Below are 19,019 nucleotides of genomic sequence, written 5' to 3'. Positions count from 1 at the left end.
GGCGGCCCGGCCGACTGCGCTCCGCACAACGGGAAGCACTCCGCGCCATGGTTCGCCGTGGCGCGGAGTGCTCCGCGTTGTGCGGCGGCACGCCGCACAACGATCCGCCCGGAGCACTGGACCGCGGGCTGAGCGCACCCTCATCGCGCGGGAGCCGGCCGCGGCGGTACCTTCCTGTCGTCAGACGATCGTCTGGCGAAAGGAAGGAGCGGCGGCATGGTGCTGCACCAGGTCACCACGGTCTACCCCGGACTCGACGTGCCCGTGGTCGAACCGTGCTCGTGCGCGTCCGACGTCGACCACGTCGAGGTGTACCCGACGTGGAGCGAACTCGTGGTGGAGCCCCTGCGCCGGGCGATCCGCCGTCGGACGGAGGACGTGACGATCCGCTTCCTGGACGACGAGGAGACGGAACACCCATGGAACGCCACACCCGCACCGCTGGACGACGGACCGCGATGACGACCGCCGTGCTGCTGAGCCTGATCGCCACGGTGGTCGGCTCCGGCCTCGTCGCAGCGCAGCCCGCGATCGCCGCACCGGCTGCGGCCGACACGACCACCACCGCCGGCACCGATGCCGGGCGGCTCTCGGGCGTCGGTGACCTCGTCGTCAGCCGACTCGCCCTGGCCGAGCCCGTCGCGGAGAGCAAGTGGCTGAGCGGGAAGCCGATCGCGGACCCGGCCCGCGAGCAGGCCGTCGTCGACGCGGGCGTCGCCCGGGCCCGAGCCGAGGGCGTCGACCCGGACCTCGTGACCCGGGTGCTCCGCGACCAGATCGCGGCGAGCAAACTCGTGCAGCGCGGACTCTTCACACGGTGGACCCACGAGCCGTGGTCCGCCCCGACGACCGCGCCCGACCTGACCGCCGTCCGCACGCAGATCACGCAGATCGACGACGACCTGGTCGACCGGCTCGCGGCGGTCGCGACGATCGCCGCGGCGCCGCGCTGCACCCACGCCGTCGACGCCGAGCGGCACCGGGTCGAATCCGGCCTCGACTCGCTGCAGCGCAAGGGCCTGCACGTCGCGTGGTCGAACTTCTGCACCGACTGACGCCGAGGCCGACACCGACGCGAACAGTGCTCCTAGAGTGGTGCCGGGTCGACCCGACGGCCCGGCACCGACCAGGAGGACCGTGAACCGACGACAGGCAGCGATGGCGGCGTCACGTGGAGCGATCGTCGCCGCGGCAGGGGCCCAGTTCGCCCGCTACGGCTACGAGGCCACGAGCTTCGCCCGCATCGCCGAGGCCATGGGACGCCCCAAGTCCGCGATCGGGTACCACCTGTTCCCGTCGAAGCACGCGCTCGCCGTCGCCGTGATCGAGGAACAGCAGGTCCGCTGGGTCGAGACGGCCGCTGCCGCCACGGACGAGCCGGCCGGGGTCGAACGGCTGACCCGCGTGCTGCTCGACACCGCGCTCGAGACCCGCGAACGCCCCGAGGCGGGCGGCGCCGTCCGCCTGCTCCGCGAGCTCCTGCACACCGACGTCGAGGTCCCCCGCGGCTTCGTCTGGGCCGACTTCATCCGCGAGCAGCTCGACGCCGCCCGGCCCGCGGACGCCCCGGCGCTGCCCGACCGCGCCGAGGACCTGCTCCTCGAGGCGACCTTCGGGCTCGTCACGTCGGCCGCGACGACGACGCCGGACGACCTCGTCGCCCGCCTCCGCGCGCTCTGGGTCCCCCTGCTCGTCTCCTTCGGCATCGCCGACGCCGACGCACGGGTCGCGTCCGTCGCGGACGCGACCACACGCGGCCCCGCCTGACGGCACCACGGTCGGACGGGAGGCGCGGGGCGGGCCGGCACCGTGCCTCCCGTCCGGTGGGTCCCGGGACCGACGGTCGATCAGTCGTAGCCGAGGACCACGGTGCCGTCGTCCTCCTGCTCCGGTGCGGTCGGGAGGGTCGGTCGCGTCAGGACGGTGGTCACGACCGCACCCCGCGCCCCGGGGTCGCGGGGATCGCGTCCCAGACGTCACCCCAGACGAGCTCGAACTCGACCCGTCCGACGCGGTCCTGCCGGTGCGCCCGCTCGAGCACGGTGAGCGCGTCGAGCGACCCGTCGAAGAGCCGGCGGTCACCGTGCTCCTCGGGGCGGCCGTTGCCGTGGAAGGTCGTGACGGTCAGGGTCCGGACGGCCGGGCGGGTGCGACGGGTGGCGCGGGCGAGAACGAGGAACCCGACGACGTTCAGCGTCACGGCGAGCCCGACGGCGACGAACGGACGGTCGTGCAGCACCAGGAGCAGCACGGCAGCGGTGAGCGGGCCACCGAGGCGCCAGGCGTGCCAGGCGCGGAGGAACAGGAGCTCGGTCGCGTTCGTGCCGGGCGGGTAGACCTCGAGGGTCTGGGCACTCCACAGCGCCCGGGTGACGGGCTGCACGGTGTAGCGGCCCCAGAGGTGCTCGCCCTGCAGGCTCCGCGCGCGGCGGCCCGGGGCGTGGCGGCGGCTGCCGGTCGCCGGTCGGTCGGTGTTGCTGTCCACGTCCAGGAGCCTCGCCCCGGGGACGTGCGGTGGGCCGAGTACTGACGGATCCCTCACGCGGCGGGGTCGGGTCCGTGCGGTCCGCTAGCGTCGTGGCGTGACGACGACGCGTGGGGCCACCGAACCGGACAGCAGGGGCAGGACCGGTCTCGACCGGGTCGGCCGAGACCTCGACCGCAACCCGGACGTGGTCGTCCGGGACGTCGAGGTGACCTCGGACGGCTGGCACGTGCTCCGCCGGACGACGTTCGACGTCCGCGGGCGGGACGGCTCGTGGACGACGCAGCAGCGCGAGACCTACGACCGCGGCAACGGCGCGGCGGTGCTCCCGTACGACCCGGAGCGCGGCACCGTCCTGCTGACCCGGCAGTTCCGCTGGCCCGCGTACGTCAACGAGCACCCGGACGGCATGCTCGTCGAGGTCGCCGCCGGCCTGCTCGACGCCGACGACCCGGAGACCGCGGTCCGACGCGAGGCGCACGAGGAGCTCGGCGTCCGGCTCGGTCCGTTGAACCACGTCGTCGACGCGTACATGAGCCCGGGCTCCGTCACCGAGCGGGTGCACTGCTACGCGGCGCCGTACTCCGCGGCGGACCGGGTCGACGCCGGCGGCGGGGTCGCCGACGAGGGCGAGGAGATCGAGGTGCTCGAGGTCCCCGGCGACGAGGCGCTCGCGATGCTCGACGACGGTCGCATCGTCGACGGCAAGACGATCCTGCTGCTGCAGTGGGCGGCACTCCACGGGCTGGTCGGGACCGGAGCGGGTCGATGAACCCGGACCAGGACCGCGACCTCGCCGTCGCCCTCGTGTCGAGGGCCGCCGCGCTCGCCGCGGAGATGCGGGCGTCGGGCACGCGAGCCGAGCAGAAGACCTCGGCCGCCGACCTGGTGACCGCGGCCGACCGCGCCGCCGAGGACCTCGTGCACGGCATGCTCGCCGAGCAGCGTCCCGGGGACGGCGTCACCGGCGAGGAGGGCGCGCACGACGACCCGGCGAACGGCCGCCGTTGGACCGTCGACCCGATCGACGGCACGTACAACTACGTCGTCGGACTGCCGTCCTGGTGCAGCGCGGTGTCGCTCGAGGTGGACGGCGAACTCGTGCTCGGTGCCGTGCGACGACTCCTGCCCGACGAGACGTGGGTCGCCAGCGCGGGCGTGACCACGTGCGACGGCGTCCCCGTGCCGGCGATCCCCGACGTGCCGCTCGGCTCCGGGGCCGTGGCGACGTTCCTCAACGCCTCGCACCTGCGGGAGCGTGCGACCGCGCCGCTCTTCGCCCTGCTCGGTGCCGCCGCGACGATCCGGATCAGCGGCTCAGGGTCGTGCGACCTGGCCGACGTCGCCGCCGGGCGGACGGCGCTCTGGGTGCAGACGGACTGCGCCGACTGGGACTGGCTGCCGGGCCGGGCGCTCGTCGAGGGTGCCGGCGGCGCGGCCGAGGTCGTCCGGGCGCAGGGGCACGACTGGCACCTGGCGGGAGCGCCGACCGCGGTACGCGAGGGCGCGGCGCTGCTGCGCGCGGGCAGCGCCTAGCGGGGTCGGCGGCGCGCGGCGGCGCGCTCTGCTGCCGAACAACCAGAAGCGCGCCGCGCCACGGAAGTCCCGGGCGCGGCGTGCTTCCGGTTGTGCGGAGACCACCACACCGCCCCGCACAACACCGCACCGCACCGCACCGGCTCAGCGCAGCGCCGCCGCCGCCTCCCGCAGCTCGCGCAGGACCGCCAGGGTCTGCACCGCGAGCGGCTCGTCGTCCGCGACGCCCCGCCCCGACCACCGCTCGAACCCCTGTGTGAAGGCGAGCACGCCCATCTCGCTCGCGAGCCGCGCCGGTACCGCGTCGACCCCGCGCGCGAGCAGCGCGTCGGTCATCGCCGCGGCCAGGCCGACGCTCTTCAGGGCGTCCCGCTCGCGTAGCTCCGCACTCGCGGCCACCGCCGCACGGAGCCTGGGCCCGAGCTCCCGGTTCACCGGGCCCATCTCGGCTGAGGCCCGCTCCACTCCGTTCGCGACGGCCTCGAGCGGTGTCGCCCCGTCCGGCGCGTCCGCGATCCCTTCTGCGAGCAGTCGGCTGAGCGTCTCCTGCCCGGCGACGAGCAGCTCCCGCTTGTCCGGGAAGTGCCGGAAGAAGGTGCTCTTCGTCACCCCGGCGCGCTCGGCGATCTCGGTCACGGTCGTGTCGTCGTACCCCTGCTCCGAGAACAGGTCGACCGCGGCCAGCACCAACCGCTCCCGCGCTCCGGGTTCCCACCTCGCCATCCGCCGATCCTACGGCCCGACGACCACTGACGGGACTCTTGTCCCATCCGATTCGCGCACTGACGGGACAACTGTCCCGTCACGGTCCTAGCGTGATGGCACCACGGTCCCGTCACTCGGCGGACCAGACAGGAGCACACCATGCACGTCTTCGTCACCGGCGGCACCGGCACGATCGGCACCGCCGTGATCGCCGAACTCCGCTCGGCGGGCCACACCGTCACCGCCCTCGCCCGCTCCGACCGCTCCGTCGAGGCGCTGGCCGCCCAGGGCGCCGAGACGGTGCGCGGGAGCATCGCCGACCTCGACGTCCTCCGGGCCGCTGCCGGCGCCGCCGACGGGGTCGTCAGCCTGGCGTTCGCGAACGACTTCGGCACGGCGGAGGGCCTCGAGCAGGCCATCGCGGAGGAGTCCGCCGCGGTCCACACCCTCGGCGAGGCACTCGTCGACACCGGCAAGCCGCTCGTCGTCGTCTCGGGGACGCCGTGGGTCCCGGGCCGGCTCGCGCTCGAGACCGACCCGCTCCCCCTCGACGGCCCGGTCGCTGGACGGGCCCGGACGGTCCTCGCCGCCCTGGACCTGGCCGACCGCGGGGTCCGGGTCTCGGCGGTGCGACTCCCCCGCACCGTGCACGCCGACGGCGCGGGCGGCTTCGCGGGCATCCTCACCGAGACCGCGCGGGCATCGGGCACCGCCGGCTACCCCGGCACCGGCGACCAGCGCTGGCCGGCGGTGCACGCCCGCGACGCCGCCGCGCTGTTCCGCCTCGCGCTCGAGGACGCGCCGGCCGGCTCCACCTGGCACGCCGTCGCCGACGAGGGCGACCGCGTCCGCGACCTCGCCGAGGTCATCGGCCGCCGCCTCGGCCTGCCGGTCGCCGCCGTCCCGGATGACACCTTCGGCCCGTTCGCACCGATCTTCGCGACGGACCAGCCCGCCTCCGGGGCGGCGACCCAGCGTGCGCTCGGTTGGCAGCCCACCCACCCGAGCCTGCTGGCGGACCTCGAGAACGTCACCCCGTGACGGACGGGAGGCACGTGGCGGCGCCGCCACGTGCCTCCCGTCCGGTCCGGTGACCGCTCCGAAGCCGCGCACCTGCGCGCTCCCTCAGCGGCGCGGCGGCCCGGTCCCGGCGCACTGACGGCGGCGACCGGGAACCTGGGCGGATGACCACGCCCGCCGCTCCGTCGGCACCGCAGCCGACCCCCGTCCCGCGAGTCGGGCGGTCCCGTCGCTACCGGAACCGGCTGGTGCTCATGGTGGTCGTCGGGGTCGTCGTGGCGGTCGCGACCGGGCTGACGGTCGGGCCGCGGTGGGCCGCCTCGGTCGGGTGGGCGGCGGCGTGCGCGTCGTACGTGGTGACCGCCTTCCCGCTCCTGCGGGCCGACGCGGAGCGCACCGCGCGGCTGGCCGACCGCGAGGACCCGCGGCGGACGGTGTCGGACCTGCTGCTCGTCGGTGCCTCGGCGGCGAGCGTCGTCGCACTGCTCGTCGTGCTGAGCACGGCGCGGGGGCTGCACGGGACGGCGCAGGACCTCGCGGCCGCGCTCGGCGTCGTGAGCGTCTTCCTGTCGTGGCTGCTCGTGCAGACGCTCTTCACCCTCCGGTACGCCGAGCTGTACTACAGCGGCACACCGGGCGGGATCTCGTTCAACCAGGACGAGCCGCCGCGGTACTCGGACTTCGCGTACTTCGCGGTCACGGTGGGGATGACGTACCAGGTGTCCGACACGTCGATCACCTCGAGCACGGTCCGCGTGACGACGCTGCGGCACGCGCTGCTGTCGTTCTTCTTCGGCACGGTGGTGATCGCGAGCGTCGTCAACCTGGTCGCCGGGCTCGGGAGCTGACGGGCACGGGCGCGGCGGCGTGTCGAGGGGCGTTGCTCAGTCGGGGGTGTCGCCGTCGGTCAGACGACGCCTTCATCGCTGACCCGCCATCCGTCCGCGGTGTGGCGGAGGAACAGTCCCCACTCGTTCCACCCGTCGGGCATCCCGGACACGTTCCGCACGTCGACCGTGAACCGGACGGACGTCTCTCCCGTCCCGTCGTCGGGCTGGGTGGTGGGGTCGCTGAACCGGCCGTGCCCGAGCAGGTGCGGGTCCTGGCCCGTGAACGTGTCCCACCAGGAGACGCACCAGGTCGTGTCGTCCGGGTCGGACAGTGCTCGCATGGTGGCGCAGTCGCGGTGCTCGGCCGCTCGCCAGAACGTCTCGGCGACGGTGCGGGCGGACGCGGAGCGCGGCGGGACCGCGACGGAGGTGGTCGACCAGGACGGGGCGGTCGCTGCGACGACCCCGACGACGGCGATGGTCGCCGCGCCGAGGAGGGTCCCCCGGCGGATCTGCTGCGGTGTGGGCACGGTCCATGCTGACGGGTCCGGGGCGCTCCGGCCATGAGGGACCGGTCGGGTCGTGGCGCCGCGTCGAACCACGCATGCGACATCGAACCGGGCGCGGGGGCTGGTTCGACGTCGGGTGCACGGTTCGACCCGGACACGGGCAGACCGAGCGCTCGGCTCAGACCGGCCGGTCGTGCCGCTCGTCCCGCGGCAGCAGCGACCGCGCGTCCGACAGGTCCTCGTCCCCCGCCGTGCGCACGATCGCGTGGGCGGCGGCCAGGACCGCGTCCCGTTCCCGTCCCGTCATGCGCTGGAGCAGGTCGCCGATCGCGACACGACGCGCGTCGAGCACCTCGTGCACGAGTGCGACTGCACGGTCGGTCCCCCGGACGAGCACTTCGCGCCCGCTGCGGTCGCTCGCCGTCCGCACGACGAGGCCGTCGCGGACGAGCCGGTCGACGATGCGGGTGACCCCGGACGGCAGCAGGCCGAGCTCGGCCGCGAGGTCGCCGGAACGCTGCCGTCCACGCGTCACGACGAGCACCAGGACCCGGTACTGCTGGAGCGTCACGTGCTCGAGTGCCGGGGCGAGCGACCGGAGGACGAGCCCGAGACCGATGACGGACGCCTCGAGTGCGGCCCCGCCGTCGTCACTGTCGTCCACCCCGTCAGCCTAGGACCGATCAGCCTCCCGGTCGATGCTGCGATGGTCCGGTCGGAAGCCGTGCTCGGTCCCCCACAGCACCGCCCCGACGCGGTTCGTGACGCCGATCCTGCTGTAGAGCGTCCGGATGTGGGTCTTGACCGTGTTCGGGCTCAGCGCGGTGAGCTCGGCGATCTCGGCGTTGCTCTTGCCCTGCGTGATGAGCGCGAGGACCTCGGACTGCCGGTCCGAGATCCCCAGCTCCTGCCCGGGCCAGACGACGCCGGGGCCGACCCGCACCCGACCCTCCGGGCCCGCCAGCACGGTCCCGCCGGCGGCGACCTCGAGCAGTCCGTCGACCAGGGCCCGGCCGGTCACGCTCTTCGCGAAGTACCCCGTCGCTCCACGCCGGACCGCGGCGTCGACGAGTCGCGCATCCGTCTTCCAGGTGAAGACGGCGACGGTGCGGATCCGGGGGTTGGCGACGAGTCGGGACACGTGCTCGTCGTCCGGGCGCGGCTGCGCGAACGTGTCGTAGAGCGCGACGTCGACGTCCGAGGTGACGCGGTGTCCGGCGTCGAGCTGCACGAGTTCGACCTGGTCGGAGAACGGCGCGAGCATCTCGGCCAGTCCGCGGAGGACCAGCTCGTAGTCGTTGACGAGCGCCACGCGCACCCTGGCCGGCATGCGACTCCTCTCAGGACCACCCCTGGGGGTGACACGGGGCACCCGACGGACGCGTTCCGTCGGTGGCACCAGGCTACGGACGAGGTCGTACCCCGTTCGCAGCCGCACCTGGGAACCGGGACATTTGCCGTGGAGCAAGTTTCTCCTGCAGCGGTCGTCCCGGTCACCGCTCCGTCGTCACGAAAGGTCCACCCATGTCCGATGCCCTCGCCCCCTGGAACGTGTCCCTGACACTCGCGGAACACACCCTGATCGTCTACGCGCTCTCCGTGGCCGGACTCGCCCTCTTCGCCTTCTTCGTCAAGTCGTGGGTGTCCGTGAACGAGGTGTCCGGCCGCTACCGCACCGGTGTGTACGCCGGGATGTGCATCACCGGCGTCGCGTTCCTGTCCTACGTGCTGCTCGTCCTCGAGTTCGCGCTCGGGTACGACCGCAAGGGCGATTCCTGGGTCCCGAACGCGAACGCGATCCTGTCCTGGGCGCCGCGCTACTTCGACTGGACCGTCACCGTGCCGCTGCTGGTGATCGAGCTGATCGCCGTCGCCACGCTCGCCGGCGCCGCGGCCCGTCGTCTGCGTGCCGTGGGCATCGCCGCCGCGTTCCTGATGATCAGCACCGGCTTCGTCGGCGGCGTCGTCATCGACTCCGGCACCGACACGGGCGCGCTCTGGACCTGGGGCGTCATCTCCGGCGTCTTCATGGTGGTCCTGTACCTCCTCGTGATCTACGTCGTCGTCAAGGGCGGCCGTGACCTCCGGGGATCGGAGGCCGCGGGGACGCTGCGCAACGCCGGCATCCTGCTGATCGTCACGTGGATGGCGTACCCGATCGTCTTCGGCCTGCAGGGCTGGGGGCACGGCGGTGCCGTCCTGACGTGGATGCAGGTCGTCCTCTCCGTGGCGGACATCGTGGCGAAGGTCGGCTACGGCGCGCTGGTCCACAAGGTGGCGAAGATCCGCTCCGCCGAGGACGTCCGAGCCGGCGTCGACACCATGCCGGAGGCGCTCTGGATCTCGTCCGAGAAGCGCTCCGACGGGGTGCTGCCCTCGCCGGCCCACGTCGCCGTCACCGGCGGACGCGACGACCTGCGCCGTGCCGACCGCTGAACCGCGCACGACCGGGTCGGGGGCGGGAGCGCACGTCGCTCCGGCCCCCGGCCCCGCGGTCGTGTCCGCCGTCCTGCCGGAGCACGCCGACGTCGTGGTCGTCGGTGCCGGGTGCGTCGGGCTCGCGACCGCGCTCCGGATCGGGTCGACTGAGCCGGGACGCTCGGTCGTGGTCCTCGAGGCGCGGCGCGGCGCGGACCCACGGTCCTGGTGCTCGTGGGACGACGGCAGCGATCCGCTGCCCGAGGCCCGCTCGGCGAGCTGGACCCGGTGGGAGGTCCGGACCGACCGGGGGACAAGCTGCGGATCGGACCCGGAGCACCCGTACGTCCTGGTGCGGGCTGCCGACCGCCGGGCCGCCGTCGAGCGTCGGCTCGGCGCGACGGGAGCGGCCGTCCGCATCGTCGACGGTGCCGCGGTGTCGGCCGTCACCCGCGCCGACGACGACCTGGTCGTGCGTTCGACCGCCGGGACGCTCCGGGCGGACTCGGTGCTCGACGCCCGCGGGCCCCGGTGCCCGGAGCGGGTGCGCCCGGGCCGTGTCCTGCTGCACCAGCGGTTCGTCGGTCGGTGGGTCACGAGCAGCCGAGCGGTGTTCGACCCGACCACCGTGACGCTCATGGACTCGACGGGACGGGTGGACACCGACCGGGTGCACTTCCTCTACGTCCTGCCGGTGTCCCCGACCCGAGCACTCGTCGAGAGCACGGTCTTCACGGCCGACCCGGCCGACCCGGTCGACCACCGGGCGGAGATCGCCGCGTACGTCCGGCAGCGCTGGGGGCTGTCCGACGACGAGTGGTGGACCGACGACGAGGAACAGGGCTGCATCCCGATGTCCGACGCCCTGCCGGCCGACCTCGTCGCGGACCCCGACCAACCCGGGGCGCACGTCCTCGGCACCACCCGCCCGAGCAGCGGCTACGGCTTCGCACGGGGCAACCGGCACGCCGCGGTCGTCGCCCGGCACGTCCTGGCCGGCACCCCGGTCCCGCCCCTCACCGACCGCGCACGGACCCGCTTCCTCGACGCGGTCTTCCTGCGTTTCCTGCGTGACCGACCGGACCGCGCGCCCGAGGTGTTCCGCCGGATGTTCGCGCTCCCCGGCCCGCTCGTCGTGCGCTTCCTGACGGAGCGGTCGACCCTCGTCGACGACGTGCGGCTCGTGCTCGCGCTGCCGAAGCGCCCGTTCCTCGCGGCGCTCGCGAGCACCGTCACCGACGGGCTCGTCCGGCTCGGCGACCGCACGCGGAGACGGTCGTGACGGCGCTGCTGCGGGCGCCGTCCGGGTGGCGCGCGCAGACCGACGTCCCGCACGCCCTCCGCGACCGGGTGGTCGACCACGTCCTGGCGCCCGTCACCCTCGTGCTCGTCGTGGTGACCGTGGCGAGCGGCGCCCTGTCGCTCGCGGGCGTCACGATCCCGCCGGCCGTGCAGATCGTCCCCTTCGCCGTGAGCGTGCTGCTGTTCGGGCTCCCCCACGGCGCGCTCGACCACCTCGTGCCGGCCCGGCTGCGCCCGGGGACGAGCACCACCCGGTCCGTGCTGGTCGTGGTGGCGCTCTACGTCGTCGTCGGCGCCGGGACGGCCGCGCTCTGGACGGCGACGCCCCTGCTCGGCTTCCTCGTCTTCATCGGCATCACGTGGTTCCACTGGGGCCAGGGCGACCTCTGGGTCGACCGGCTGCTCGGGGACGGCGCCGCCGGACCGCTCGACGCGACCGTGACCGTCCTCGTGCGCGGCGCGCTGCCCATGGTCGTGCCCTTCGTCGCGCAGCCCACGGCCGCGCTGTCGGTCGTCACGGGCACCGTCACCGCCCTCGGCGACCACGCATCGGCGCCGACAGCGGGGGTGGTGCTGCCGGGAGCGGTCCGGGTCGCCGCCGGGGTCCTCGTCCTGTCGCTCGTCGTCCTCCACCTGGTGCGCATCCGCCGCTCCGGACAGCCGGTCTGGCGTCAGGCGACCGAGGACCTCGTGCTGCTGGCGTTCTTCGCCCTGGTGCCGCCGGTGCTCGCGGTCGGCCTCTACTTCACGCTCTGGCACGCCGTCCGGCACGTGCTCCGCCTCGAGCTGACCGACCCCGTCGCCGTCGACCGTCTGGAGCGCGGTCACCTGCTCGGCGCGTTCCTGCGGTTCTGTCGGCAGGCCTGGCCGGTCACGGCGGCAGCGGTCGCGCTCCTCGTCGTCGTCGCCACGGTGCTCCGGCAGGCCGACCTCGCCGTATACCTCGCGCTCATCGCCGCCCTCACCACACCGCACACGGTCGTCGTGACGTGGATGGACCACGTCCAGCGCACCTGGCGCCCACCCACCGCCGCGCCCGCGGCGCCGTCCGGAACGAGATCCCCGTGACCCTCCCCACCACCCGACCGTCCGGCATCCGTACCGGCGCGGTGTTCGCGGCCCGTCTCCTGGTGATCGCCGCGGCGATCGGCCTCGCCGGCTGGGTGGCGTTCACCCTGGCGAACGTCGTCGTCCCGCTCCTCGTCGGCGTGGTGGTCGCGGCGCTGCTCGTCCCGTTCAGTGCGCTCCTGCAGCGCCACGGGCTCCCCCGGTGGATCGCCGTGGTGCTCGCCCTGCTGTCGCTCCTGGCCGGACTCGCCCTCCTCGTGTTCCTGGTCGTCTGGCGGGTGAGCGAGCAGCTCCCCGGGCTCGAACGCCGCGCGGTCGCGCTCATCGGCACCGTGCAGGACCTGCTGCGGCACCCACCGCTCGGGCTGCCGGCGGTCGACCTGGACAGTGTGTCCGCCGGGGCCCGGTCCTTCGTCGAGCAGCACGCGACGGCGCTGCAGCAGGGCGTCGTCGTCGCGGGCGCGACGCTCGTGCACCTCGGCGAGGGACTCTTCATCGTCACCTTCGTCACGATCTTCTCCCTCACCGGCGGACGACGGATGTGGGAGTGGATGGTGTCCCTGTTCCCGCGGGCCGCCCACCACCGCCTGGCCGTGGCCGGTGCGGCCGGGTGGACGACCCTGACGCACTTCATCCGGGTGCAGGTCGTCATCGCTGCGACCGACGCCCTCGGGATCGCCCTCGGTGCGTTCCTGCTCGGGGTCCCCCTGGCCGGACCCATCGGCGTCGTCGTCTTCGTCGGGGCCTTCGTCCCGGTCGTCGGCGCGTTCGCTGCCGGCGCGGTCGCGGTCCTGCTCGCCCTGCTGTTCCAGGGGTGGGTGACCGCACTCGTGATGCTCGGCGTCGTCGTCCTGGTGCAGCAGTTGGAGGGGCAGGTCCTGCACCCGTTCCTCACCGGCTCGGTCGTCGCCGTGCACCCCCTCGCCGTGCTGCTCGCCGTGATCGCCGGCACGACGATCGGGGGCATCGCCGGTGGGTTCTTCGCCGTCCCGCTCGCCGCCACCGCCAACGCCATGATCCGCGCCGCCCGGCAGGACGACCCGGACGTCCCGATCCCGCTGCCGATCCCCGCGTCGGCGGAACCCCGTGCCTGATCGCATCGCCGCGCAGCGCACCGCCGCTGCGCGCACCGCCACCGGAGCAGGGTCGACGGGGCTAGCGTCGGATCGGTGACCGACGACAGACGCCGCGAGGTCGGCAGCAGCGACGCCCCGGTGGAGGACGAGATCCACGAGTCCTTCGACGCGATCGTCGAGGAGGGCGCCGAGCGCCTGCAGCGCACGACCCGGGTCGTGCTGACGACCGGCTTCGCTGGTGGACTGGAGATCGGGCTCGGGGTGATGGGGTACCTCGCCGTCCTGCACGAGACCGACAGCCACCTCCTCGCGGGTCTGGCGTTCAGCATCGGGCTCATCGCGCTCTACCTCGCGCACAGCGAGCTCTTCACCGAGAACTTCCTCGTCCCCATCACGGCCCTCATCGCCCGGGAGGGCACGGTCGCGCAGCTCCTCCGGCTGTGGGTCGGCACCCTGCTCGCCAACCTCGCCGGCGGGTGGGTCGTGATGTGGCTCGTCGTGCAGGCGTTCCCGCAGTGGCACGGCGAGCTCGTCGAGGCCGGTCGGCACTACGTCGAGGCGCCCTTCGGCCTGCAGACCGCCGTCCTCGCCGTGCTCGGCGGCAGCACGATCACGCTCGTCACGAGGATGCAGCAGGGCACCGACTCGGACCTGGCGAAGATCGTCGCCGCCGTCGTCGGCGGCTTCCTGCTGTCCGGTCTGCAACTCTTCCACTCGATCCTCGACTCGCTCCTGGTGTTCGGGGCGATCCAGGCGGGAGCGGAGCTGTCCTACGGGCAGTGGGCCGCGTGGTTCGGCTGGACGCTCCTGTTCAACGTCCTCGGCGGCCTCGTCCTCGTCACGGCGCTGCGGCTCGTGCGGTCCGCCGACCTCCTCCGCTCGCGGCGTCGGGACGCCCCGTCCGACCCGGCGCGGTCCGCGCGCGAGCGCGACGACGGCTGACGCCGGTCGCGACCCGGAACCGGACGGGAGGATCGTGGCGGGTCCGCCACGATCCTCCCGTCCGGTGCGGTGCCGGCCACGCGACCGGCGCGACCGATGGCGGTCCAGCTAGGCCACGACGACCTTCGCCGCGACGAGCACGTCGTGCAGGTCGGGACGGAGCGCCTCCTGCGAGGTGGTTCGCACCCGGACGACGAGCACGATGCCCGGCTTCGCGAACGCCCGCGCCACCGTCGCCGACCACGACCCGTCCGAGTCCTGTGACGCGACGGACAGGAACTGCGCCGTGCCGCCGGTCGCGGTGGGCAGGAGCTGCTCCTCGAGCCGCTCGACCGGCGCACCCGAGGCCGTGAACATCCGCTCGGTGGCGGCGCGGTCCCCCGCCGTCGGGTCGAGGTCGGTGACCCGCTGCTGGGTGATGGTCGCGACCGAGCCGGCCGCGTTCGTGTACTCGCGGGACCCGGCGCTCGGGTCCTCGCCGTTCTGCGTCCACCCGTCAAGTGCCGAGACTTCGAGCGCGAAGGCGGGCAGCGTGCTCGCGGACAGCGCATCGCCGTCCTCGAACCGGAGGTCGCGCGACGCGACGGCGGCCGGCGTGCTCGGGCTCGCCGTCGCCGTGGGCGTCGCACTGGTGGTGGGCCGGGCAGCCGCGGTGCGCTGCCCCGCGGGCGCCGGTCCGGCGCACCCGGTGAGTACGACGGCGACGACGAGCGCGGCGGCCGTGCCGGTGAGTGTGGTCGTGACGGACATGTGGTTCCCCCTTGCCGCTGCCGAGCGCCCCGTGCACCGGCAGGTCCGTCCACCACGGTACCGACGGGCGGCCGGGTGCGGTCCCGGCCAGGAACGGCCTGGGCGGTCAGGTGGTCAGGGCCCGGCCGCGCAGGCGGTCACTTGATCGCGCCCTTCGCGATGTCGCCGATGAACTGCCGTGCACCGATCAGGAAGACCACGAGCAGGGGCAGCACGGAGAGCAGTGCACCGGCCATGACCATGCTGTAGTTGTTCGCGAACGTCGTGTTCAGCTGTGCCATGGCGACCTGGAGGGTCAGGTGGTTCGGGTCGTTCAGCACGATGAGCGGCCAGAGGTAGTCGTTCCACGAGCCGATGAACGTGAAGATCCCGAGGAAGCCGAGACCCGGCCGGATGAGCGGGATGCAGACGGTCCACCACTGCCGGAAGAACCCCGCGCCGTCGATGACCGCGGCGTCGAGGAGCTCGTCGGGGATGCTCGACAGGATGTACTGCCGGAGCCAGAAGATGCCGAAGGCGTTCGCCGCGGCCGGGACGATGAGTGCCTGCAGGTGCCCGACCCAGCCGAGGTTCGTCATGGTGATGAACTGCGGGATGATCGACAGCTGCATCGGCAGCATGAACGTCACCAGGACGATCGTGAACAGGGTCTTCCGGAACGGGAAGTCGAACTTCGCGAAGGTGAAGGCGGCGAGCGAGTCGAAGAACAGCACGAGCACCGTGACGCTGACCGAGACGATCACCGTGTTGAGGAGCGCCCCACCGAAGTCGATCTTCTGGAACACCTCGCCGATGTTCTGGAACAGCCAGGGTCCGGGGACGAACACGGGCGGCGACTTGTAGATGTCGCTCGTGGTGTTGCTCGCCATCACGAACAGCCAGTACAGCGGGAAGACCGAGACCACGGCGCCGATGGTGAGCAGCGTGTAGAGCACGACGCGGGACGCCCCCGGGCCGCGACGGCGGCGGCGGGTGACGGTGGTCCGGGTCGCCGGGGCGGCGGTGTCCGGGCGGGTCAGGACGGTCACGAGCGCGCCTCTTCCTTGCGGCCGGCGGTGAAGCGCCAGCTGATGATCGTGAACACGACGACGATGAGGAACACGCCCCACGCGATGGCGGCGCCGTAGCCGAAGCGGTTGAAGCCGAAGGCCTGCTGGTAGAAGTACAGGACCATCGTCAGGCCGCCCTGCCCCGCACCGCCGCTGTTCGTCGAGCCGGCGGTCGTGGTGAGGACCTGCGCCTCGGTGAAGCTCTGCAGGCCCGTGATGGTGCTCACGACGAGCACGAAGATGACGGTGGGGCGCAGGAGCGGCAGCGTGATGGAGAAGAAGCTCCGGAAGGCGCCGGCACCGTCGATCTTCGCGGCCTCGTAGACCTCGGCGCCGATCGACTGCATGCCCGCGAGGAAGATGATCGCGTTGTAGCCGGTCCACTGGTACGTGATGAGCAGCGACACCGTGACCTGGATCCCGAGCGGGGTCGACAGCCACGGCACGGCGGGCAGCCCGATCCCCTGCAGCAGCGTGTTCGCGAGCCCGAAGTTCTGGCCGAAGATCGACCCGAACAGCACCGCCATCGCGACGACCGAGGTGATGTTCGGCACGAAGTAGGCGATCCGGTACGCGGTGCTGAAGCGGACGGCGTTGTTGAGCATGGCGGCGACGGCGATCGCGATGACGAGCATCGGGAAGGTCGACAGGGCGAAGATGACGAAGGTGTTCCGGATCGACAGGTAGAAGGTCGGGTCGGCGAACAGCTTCTGGAAGTTCTCGAGGCCGACCCACGTCGGGTCGCCCAGCCCGTTCCAGTCCTGGAACGACAGCACGAGCGAGTACAGCGTCGGGTACAGGCCGAACGCGATGAACAGGACGAAGAACGGCGCGACCGCCAGGTACATCGGCCAGGTGCGGCGGAGGCCCCGCCGGCGGGGCCGGGTCTGCTGACCCGGCCCCGCGAGGGACGGCGCGACGGTCGTCGTCACTTCGCTGACTCCAGCGCGGCCTTCGCGGCCTTGACGGCGTCGTTCCACGCCTGGTCGGGGTCCTTGCCGCCCTGGACGTTCGTCAGCTCGGTCAGGTACGGCGCGCCGACCTGCGCGTCGTACGGGCTGGTGTACTTCGTCGGCATCGACGCGATCGACTCCTGGAACACCGAGACCGTGTCCTGCCCGCCGAAGAACGTGTCCCCGCTCGTGAGCGCCGACTCGGTGAGCGCCTTCGACGAGGACGGGAAGTTCCCGACCTGGCTGTAGGTCGTCGCCTGGGCGGACGGGGCGACCATGGCCTCGATGACCTTGAGCGCGGTCTTCTTGTCGGCGGTCGAGGCCGGGATGGTGAGGAACGAGCCGCCGGCGTTGCCCGGGCCGCCGGGGGTGGCCGTGACCCGCCACTTGCCCGAGGTGTCCGGTGCGGCGCTCTTGATGTCACCGGCGTGCCAGGCGGCGCCGATCACGGTCGGGAGCTTGCCCTGGTTCACCGCCGACGCCCAGTCCGGGCTGCCGTCCTCGATGCCCGCGACGACACCGTCCTGCTTCGCGGTGACCGCGCGGTCCCACGCTTCCTTCACGGTCGCGTCGTCGCCGGTGAACTTCCCCGACTTGCTCACGAAGCCGCTGTCGGCCTGCGCCATCGACCACGAGAACACGTCGCCCATGGACACCTCGAGCGAGGCGCCCGTCTTGGCCTTGAGCTCCTTGCCGAAGGCGAAGTACTTGTCCCAGGTGCTCGTCGCGTCGGCGACGGCGGCCGGGTCGCTCGGGAGTCCGGCCTTCGCCAGCACGTCCTCGCGGTAGAACAGCGCGGACGGGCCGATGTCGGTCGGGATGCCGATGAGCTTGCCGTCGGCGGTCGTGGCCTCGGCCAGCTTCCACTTCGGGAACTGCGCCAGGTACGACGCGGGAACGAGGTCCTTCAGGTCGGTGAACAGGCTCGACTGCTGCAGGAAGTAGGGCATGTCCTCGCCCTTGACGCCGGTGACCGACGGGATGTTCGTCTTGCCGGTGAAGGTCGTGACGAGCTTCTGCTTGAAGTCGCCGCCGATCACGTTGACCTGGAGCTTGTCGGACGCGAACTCCTTCTTGGCGCTCGACACGACCGAGTCGCCGACGGCGCCGGGCCAGAGCCAGGCGGTGAGCTTGCCGGTCGAGGCCGACGATCCGGCGGAGCAGCCGGTGAGGACGAGGGCGGCCGCGACCGCGGTGGCGAGGACCGCGGCGGTGCGGCGACGCTTCGTGGTGGTGCGCATGGGGTCTCCTGGGGTCGGGGGAAGGGAGCGGGTGCGGTGGAGCGGGTGGGTCAGGGGGTCCGGATCGCCGGTCCGGCGAGGACCGACGGGAGGCTCGTGGTCACGAAGCCGTACCGGTCCGGGTCCGCGGCGGCCGGGTTGGCGGCCAGCCACGGGGCGAGTTCGGCGCGTCGGGGCGCGCCGGCGGCGCCGCCCGGTCGCGAGACGGTGATCGCCGCGACGAGCGCGGCGAGGTCGATGCGCTCGCGGAGCGGCAGCTCGGCGAGCGTCCCGACGGCGAGGGCCGCGCAGAACACGTCACCGGCGCCGGTGCTGTCCACGGCGCGGACCCGGACCGGCGGCACGACGACCTGCTCCCCGGTGGACGAGTCGACCGCGACCACGCCGTCGGCGCCGAGCGTCACGACGGCGAGGGGCACCCGCTCGGCGAGCAGACGCGCGGCACGGACCGGGTCGTCGGTGCGCGTGTAGGCGAGGGCCTCGTGCGCGTTCGGGGTGAAGGCGTACGCGCCGTCGATCGCGTCGAGGAGCGCGGGGTCCCACGCGCCGGTCGGGTCCCAGCCGACGTCCGCGAAGACCCGGACGCCGCGGTCGGCACTCCCGCGGACCCACTCGGCGGTGGACGCGTCGACGTGCAGGGCCGCGACGCGACCGCCTGTCGGCGGGAGCAGGTCGGGCAGCGCGAGCGGTGCGGGGGTCCCGCCGGTGACGATCGCGCGGTCGCCGTCGTGGTCGATGCACGCGCTGACCGGGAGCGCCCACCCGGGGACCTCCCGGAGGAGCGCCGTGCCGATCCCCTCGCGGACGAGGGCCGCGCGGCAGAGCCCCGACAGGTCGTCGTCGCCGACCGCGGCGCAGACGTCCGTGGACGCGCCGAGCCGGGCTGCGGCGATCGCGAAGTTGGCGATGCCGCCGGGGGTCCAGCCGAAGTGCGGCGTCCAGACCTCCTGCCCGGGCACGGGGGCCTGGGGCAGGTCGGCGAAGACGGCGTCGAAGAACAGCTGGCCCGCGACGAGCACGTCGGCGTCGGTGCTGCGGTGCGTTCGATCGTCCATCGGATCTCCGTCGGCTCTGGTGGTGTTGTGGAAGCTACAACACCGATCGATCAAGAGCAAGCAACTTTTTGTTCGTTCAT

Annotated in this window: 22 protein-coding genes; 12 read left to right on the top strand and 10 right to left on the bottom strand. The window is 73.1% G+C overall.

The features are described 5' to 3' along the window. Window positions 1-216 precede the first annotated feature (216 nt). From LQK89_RS08020 to LQK89_RS08010, 3 genes are all read left to right on the top strand, one after another. The gene (locus tag LQK89_RS08020; protein WP_180225244.1) at window positions 217-462 is read left to right on the top strand and encodes a hypothetical protein; all 246 of its coding nucleotides are present in this window, start codon (window positions 217-219) and stop codon (window positions 460-462) included. After that, the gene (aroQ, locus tag LQK89_RS08015; protein ID WP_231050699.1) at window positions 459-1,055 is read left to right on the top strand and encodes a gamma subclass chorismate mutase AroQ; all 597 of its coding nucleotides are present in this window, start codon (window positions 459-461) and stop codon (window positions 1,053-1,055) included. The genes LQK89_RS08020 and aroQ overlap by 4 nt, the downstream gene beginning before the upstream one ends. A gap of 82 nt (window positions 1,056-1,137) precedes the next feature. Beyond that, complete coding sequence (locus LQK89_RS08010) at window positions 1,138-1,767, top strand: TetR family transcriptional regulator (RefSeq protein ID WP_217488547.1); 630 nt, start codon at window positions 1,138-1,140, stop codon at window positions 1,765-1,767. A 160-nt stretch (window positions 1,768-1,927) separates the two neighbouring features. Here the strand turns inward: LQK89_RS08010 and LQK89_RS08005 are convergent, their stop codons facing one another. Beyond that, window positions 1,928-2,485 (bottom strand): DUF6611 family protein, encoded by a 558-nt coding sequence (locus LQK89_RS08005; protein ID WP_231050698.1) that lies wholly within the window; start codon window positions 2,483-2,485, stop codon window positions 1,928-1,930. A gap of 97 nt (window positions 2,486-2,582) precedes the next feature. Between LQK89_RS08005 and LQK89_RS08000 the strand changes: the two genes are divergently transcribed. Together LQK89_RS08000 and LQK89_RS07995 are read left to right on the top strand one after the other, a co-directional pair. Then, window positions 2,583-3,257: an NUDIX domain-containing protein gene (locus LQK89_RS08000; protein ID WP_231050697.1), complete on the top strand. Its 675-nt coding sequence runs from the start codon at window positions 2,583-2,585 to the stop codon at window positions 3,255-3,257. Next, complete coding sequence (locus LQK89_RS07995) at window positions 3,254-4,021, top strand: inositol monophosphatase family protein (protein WP_269145921.1); 768 nt, start codon at window positions 3,254-3,256, stop codon at window positions 4,019-4,021. Before LQK89_RS08000 ends, LQK89_RS07995 begins: the two co-directional genes overlap by 4 nt. Before the next feature lie 144 nt (window positions 4,022-4,165). Here LQK89_RS07995 and LQK89_RS07990 read toward each other — a convergent pair whose 3' ends face one another. Further along, window positions 4,166-4,744: a TetR/AcrR family transcriptional regulator gene (locus tag LQK89_RS07990; RefSeq protein ID WP_058741999.1), complete on the bottom strand. Its 579-nt coding sequence runs from the start codon at window positions 4,742-4,744 to the stop codon at window positions 4,166-4,168. Between the two features lie 141 nt (window positions 4,745-4,885). On the opposite strand from LQK89_RS07990, the gene LQK89_RS07985 reads away from it, so the two are divergent. Next, window positions 4,886-5,767, top strand: a complete 882-nt coding sequence (locus LQK89_RS07985; RefSeq protein ID WP_231050696.1) for an NAD-dependent epimerase/dehydratase family protein — start codon at window positions 4,886-4,888, stop codon at window positions 5,765-5,767. Between the two features lie 143 nt (window positions 5,768-5,910). Continuing rightward, entirely contained in the window at window positions 5,911-6,594 is a 684-nt protein-coding gene (locus tag LQK89_RS07980; protein ID WP_231050695.1) for a DUF1345 domain-containing protein, read from the top strand. Between the two features lie 59 nt (window positions 6,595-6,653). On the opposite strand, the gene LQK89_RS07975 is transcribed toward LQK89_RS07980, so the two are convergent. From LQK89_RS07975 to LQK89_RS07965, 3 genes are all read right to left on the bottom strand, one after another. After that, window positions 6,654-7,106 (bottom strand): hypothetical protein, encoded by a 453-nt coding sequence (locus LQK89_RS07975; protein ID WP_231050694.1) that lies wholly within the window; start codon window positions 7,104-7,106, stop codon window positions 6,654-6,656. A 157-nt stretch (window positions 7,107-7,263) separates the two neighbouring features. Next, on the bottom strand, window positions 7,264-7,749 hold the full coding sequence (locus LQK89_RS07970) for a MarR family transcriptional regulator (protein ID WP_231050693.1): 486 nt from the start codon (window positions 7,747-7,749) through the stop codon (window positions 7,264-7,266). 9 nt (window positions 7,750-7,758) lie between these two features. Continuing rightward, complete coding sequence (locus LQK89_RS07965; RefSeq protein ID WP_231050692.1) at window positions 7,759-8,415, bottom strand: response regulator transcription factor; 657 nt, start codon at window positions 8,413-8,415, stop codon at window positions 7,759-7,761. Between the two features lie 194 nt (window positions 8,416-8,609). On the opposite strand from LQK89_RS07965, the gene LQK89_RS07960 reads away from it, so the two are divergent. The 5 genes from LQK89_RS07960 (at window position 8,610) to LQK89_RS07940 (ending at window position 13,891) form a co-directional block, all read left to right on the top strand. Next, on the top strand, window positions 8,610-9,521 hold the full coding sequence (locus LQK89_RS07960) for a bacteriorhodopsin (RefSeq protein WP_231050691.1): 912 nt from the start codon (window positions 8,610-8,612) through the stop codon (window positions 9,519-9,521). Further along, complete coding sequence (locus LQK89_RS07955; RefSeq protein WP_231050690.1) at window positions 9,508-10,785, top strand: lycopene cyclase family protein; 1,278 nt, start codon at window positions 9,508-9,510, stop codon at window positions 10,783-10,785. The genes LQK89_RS07960 and LQK89_RS07955 overlap by 14 nt, the downstream gene beginning before the upstream one ends. Continuing rightward, window positions 10,782-11,873 carry a Brp/Blh family beta-carotene 15,15'-dioxygenase gene (locus tag LQK89_RS07950; RefSeq protein WP_231050689.1) on the top strand — a complete coding sequence of 364 codons (1,092 nt, stop codon included), beginning with the start codon at window positions 10,782-10,784 and terminating at the stop codon, window positions 11,871-11,873. Before LQK89_RS07955 ends, LQK89_RS07950 begins: the two co-directional genes overlap by 4 nt. Then, window positions 11,870-12,967 carry an AI-2E family transporter gene (locus LQK89_RS07945; RefSeq protein ID WP_231050688.1) on the top strand — a complete coding sequence of 366 codons (1,098 nt, stop codon included), beginning with the start codon at window positions 11,870-11,872 and terminating at the stop codon, window positions 12,965-12,967. Before LQK89_RS07950 ends, LQK89_RS07945 begins: the two co-directional genes overlap by 4 nt. A 75-nt stretch (window positions 12,968-13,042) precedes the next feature. Beyond that, on the top strand, window positions 13,043-13,891 hold the full coding sequence (locus tag LQK89_RS07940; RefSeq protein WP_231050687.1) for a formate/nitrite transporter family protein: 849 nt from the start codon (window positions 13,043-13,045) through the stop codon (window positions 13,889-13,891). A 108-nt stretch (window positions 13,892-13,999) separates the two neighbouring features. Here the strand turns inward: LQK89_RS07940 and LQK89_RS07935 are convergent, their stop codons facing one another. From LQK89_RS07935 to LQK89_RS07915, 5 genes are all read right to left on the bottom strand, one after another. Further along, complete coding sequence (locus tag LQK89_RS07935) at window positions 14,000-14,641, bottom strand: hypothetical protein (RefSeq protein ID WP_231050686.1); 642 nt, start codon at window positions 14,639-14,641, stop codon at window positions 14,000-14,002. A 137-nt stretch (window positions 14,642-14,778) separates the two neighbouring features. Next, window positions 14,779-15,669, bottom strand: a complete 891-nt coding sequence (locus LQK89_RS07930; protein ID WP_229666707.1) for a carbohydrate ABC transporter permease — start codon at window positions 15,667-15,669, stop codon at window positions 14,779-14,781. After that, the gene (locus LQK89_RS07925; RefSeq protein WP_058743081.1) at window positions 15,666-16,622 is read right to left on the bottom strand and encodes a carbohydrate ABC transporter permease; all 957 of its coding nucleotides are present in this window, start codon (window positions 16,620-16,622) and stop codon (window positions 15,666-15,668) included. The genes LQK89_RS07930 and LQK89_RS07925 overlap by 4 nt, the downstream gene beginning before the upstream one ends. Further along, window positions 16,619-17,884: an ABC transporter substrate-binding protein gene (locus LQK89_RS07920; RefSeq protein WP_144801288.1), complete on the bottom strand. Its 1,266-nt coding sequence runs from the start codon at window positions 17,882-17,884 to the stop codon at window positions 16,619-16,621. Before LQK89_RS07920 ends, LQK89_RS07925 begins: the two co-directional genes overlap by 4 nt. A 50-nt stretch (window positions 17,885-17,934) precedes the next feature. After that, window positions 17,935-18,939: a carbohydrate kinase family protein gene (locus tag LQK89_RS07915; RefSeq protein WP_231050685.1), complete on the bottom strand. Its 1,005-nt coding sequence runs from the start codon at window positions 18,937-18,939 to the stop codon at window positions 17,935-17,937. Window positions 18,940-19,019: the final 80 nt, after the last annotated feature.

The organism is Curtobacterium sp. C1, from assembly GCF_021049325.1.
GTDB classification, from domain to species: Bacteria; Actinomycetota; Actinomycetes; order Actinomycetales; family Microbacteriaceae; genus Curtobacterium; species Curtobacterium citreum.
The sequence above is the reverse complement of the archived record's forward strand: the minus strand, read 5'-3'. Positions and strand labels throughout refer to the sequence as shown.